The following is a 2574-nucleotide window of genomic DNA, read 5'->3' on the forward strand; positions in this document are numbered from 1 at the left end:
GCTGAATTACTGGATGGTCAAAGTTTGGCCGCCGTATCCAATTTTGGGGATGAGATCAAGGCCGATAGTTCGTATCGCAAATTTAGTGCCTGGCATTATGTCAATTATCCCGCGGATAAAAAATACGGTGACGAACCGCCAAGTAAACAGGGAGATTTAATGACCGGTATCGAGAAATGCATCCAAATCATCAAGAATGCAAATAGTTCGAAAGCAGACAAGGTCTTTTACCTGAAGATGCTGGTACACTTGATTGGGGACCTGCATCAGCCCATGCACGTCGGAAGGTTGGAAGATAAGGGCGGCAACGACATTCAGGTACGCTGGTTCAACAAGGGCAGTAACCTTCACCGGGTCTGGGATTCGAACATGATCGATGACTACGGCATGAGCTATACCGAATTGGCGTCCAATTTGCCGCGGCTGTCAAAAGCGCAAAAGAAAGCGATTCAAAAGGGAGATATCTACGATTGGGTCGAAGAATCGCAAGACTTGGCCAATGAAATCTATGGTTCCGTTGAGATGGGGGAGAAGCTTTATTACCGCTACAGTTATGATTGGTGGGCTACCGTAGAAATACAATTGGAGAAGGGTGGATTGCGGTTGGCGAAGGTGTTGAACAACTTGTTCTGATACGTTCTAAAATACTGAGGAACTAAAATTTCATTTCCTTACCGCTTCGAAATCTTATTCCCAGAAATATTCCTTTGCCTCGAACTCTTGAACCGGTCGATATCGTCTTGCCGTAGTTTGGCGTGTTTGGTGCTTCTGCCCTGTACCCTTTTTCGCCACATTCTGAAACTGCTGGATTTCATCTCGCGGCTCATGATTTCGATGGTCTCCTGTTCAGAAATCCCGAATTGAAAGGTGATGGCCTCGAAGGGAGTGCGGTCTTCCCAAGCCATTTCGATGATACGGTCCAGTTCCCGTTCCGTGAATTCCTTTTCCATAATACCCCAAAGATACGAATGGGAGTATCATCCCTTTATCCTATTTAATTGGAATTTTGTCGAATTAAAAAAATAAAGCAAGTATACATGGGTTATAGTAGTGAAGTTCGTTGCGAGAACATTAGCGGCCGCCCAATCGCTAAAGACAGTAACCAGCTTTCTAAACCAGGGTCCCACTAAAAAAATCGGCTTTTCAAAAGTCGATTTTTTTTGTTTTAGGAGGTTGCCCCCCACTACACAATTACCCTAAACGTCAAGTTAATCCGCTCGCCTATAGTTTTTGCGGTCTTGGGAATCTGGTGTAGCCAGTGATGCTGGGTCGCACCCTGCATAACTAGAAGGCTACCATGCTCTAATAGTAATTTTTGCTTTAAACTTTTATCCTCACGATGTTTGAGATGAAAATAGCGTTCCTGTCCCAATGTGACTGACGCGATAACCGGGTTTTGTCCCAATTCCTTTTCATTGTCGGCATGCCAGCCATTGCTATCCTTTCCATAGCGATAGCGATTGAGCAAACAGGTCGTGAAAATCACATCGGTCTTGCTCTCGATTTTCTTTTTGATTTCCATCAGGGCTTCCGTAAAATCGTGTGGCTGCATAGTAACGTTGGAGTAGGAGTAGGGCTTCCCATTGTTGCTATACAAGGCCGTTAACCTTGGTTGGGGATGTACCTTCCCGAAAACTTTGATGTCGTCTTGCTGCCAAGGCACTTCCCTTTTAAAATGCTCAAAATAGGTATCCGCCTTATCCTGAGAAAAAAAAATGGGGAAATAGGTGATTTCGCTATCGGGTAGGTTTAGGAGTATGCCATTTGTTTCTCCTGAATTTCCTTGTAAACTGGTCATTTTGAAAATTAAGATTTAGAAGGTATGAGTTCAAACCAAAACTATTTGGAATTTAGTGCTTGGCCCCTAGGCTGCGCTCAGGATTAAAGATTTGGAATTTTTCCCATCACTGCAATACGGTCTTTAACTGATTGCGATACTCCGACGGATTCTGACCGGTAAAGTTCTTGAACTGTTTGTTGAAGTGCGAGAAATTGTTGAAACCGCTTTCGAAACAGACCTCGGTGATGCTCATGGGCCGTTCCGCCAATAATTTTGAAGCGTGTACCAAGCGATATTCGTTGACGAACTGCGTAAAAGTCTTGTTGGTTATCTTTTTGAAATAGCGACAGAACGAGGGTACGGTCATACTCACCAGGTCGGCAATTTCCCTCAAGGTGATTTCCTCCTTAAAATGGGACTTTACATGATTGAATACATGGTTGATGCGGTCATTGTCCTTTACCTCGGTTTCCATTGAAAAACCTTGGGCATTTAAAATCTTGAACTCCTTTGAGTTTCCCAGTTCGTTCAGAATGTTTAAAATGGATAACAGCCGCTGAAAATCAGTCTGGTATTCCAAAATATCCATTTTTTCGCCGATTTTGTGCTTGGTCTTACCTGAAAATGATATACCGCCCTTTGCCATTTCGAAGAGGGACTGGATTCTTTTCATTTCAGGGATGTCGAAAAAATCGTTTCCCAAAAAATCCGATTTCATCTGTATCACGGTCTCGCTATCGTTTCCGGTCAGTATATCGGTAAAGCCGCAATGGGGAAGGTTGCTTCCGATCAAG

The 2574-nt window shown here is 43.7% G+C and carries 4 protein-coding genes; 1 reads left to right on the top strand and 3 read right to left on the bottom strand.

What is annotated here, in order from left to right; all coding sequences use genetic code 11:
• Positions 1 to 633 (top strand): S1/P1 nuclease (locus ACEW8S_RS15435; RefSeq protein ID WP_373519022.1); only part of this gene is annotated, 633 nt, incomplete at its 5' end.
• 38 nt (positions 634 to 671) lie between these two features.
• Here ACEW8S_RS15435 and ACEW8S_RS15440 read toward each other — a convergent pair.
• The 3 genes from ACEW8S_RS15440 to ACEW8S_RS15450 all read right to left on the bottom strand — a co-directional run.
• Positions 672 to 950 carry a TIGR03643 family protein gene (locus ACEW8S_RS15440; protein ID WP_373519023.1) on the bottom strand — a complete coding sequence of 93 codons (279 nt, stop codon included), beginning with the start codon at positions 948 to 950 and terminating at the stop codon, positions 672 to 674.
• A 233-nt stretch (positions 951 to 1183) separates the two neighbouring features.
• On the bottom strand, positions 1184 to 1798 hold the full coding sequence (locus tag ACEW8S_RS15445) for an alpha-ketoglutarate-dependent dioxygenase AlkB (protein ID WP_373519024.1): 615 nt from the start codon (positions 1796 to 1798) through the stop codon (positions 1184 to 1186).
• 106 nt (positions 1799 to 1904) lie between these two features.
• On the bottom strand, positions 1905 to 2574 hold a 670-nt coding region (locus ACEW8S_RS15450), incomplete at its 5' end, for a helix-turn-helix domain-containing protein (protein ID WP_373519025.1).

It is taken from the genome of Pricia sp., assembly GCF_041745955.1.
Taxonomy (GTDB): Bacteria; Bacteroidota; Bacteroidia; order Flavobacteriales; family Flavobacteriaceae; genus Pricia.

Bases quoted from the DNA above. Each gene is read 5' to 3' on its own strand.
- ACEW8S_RS15445 (WP_373519024.1), bottom strand. From the start codon at position 1,798: ATGACCAGTTTACAAGGAAATTCAGGAGAAACAAATGGCATACTCCTA.
- ACEW8S_RS15440 (WP_373519023.1), bottom strand. From the start codon at position 950: ATGGAAAAGGAATTCACGGAACGGGAACTGGACCGTATCATCGAAATG.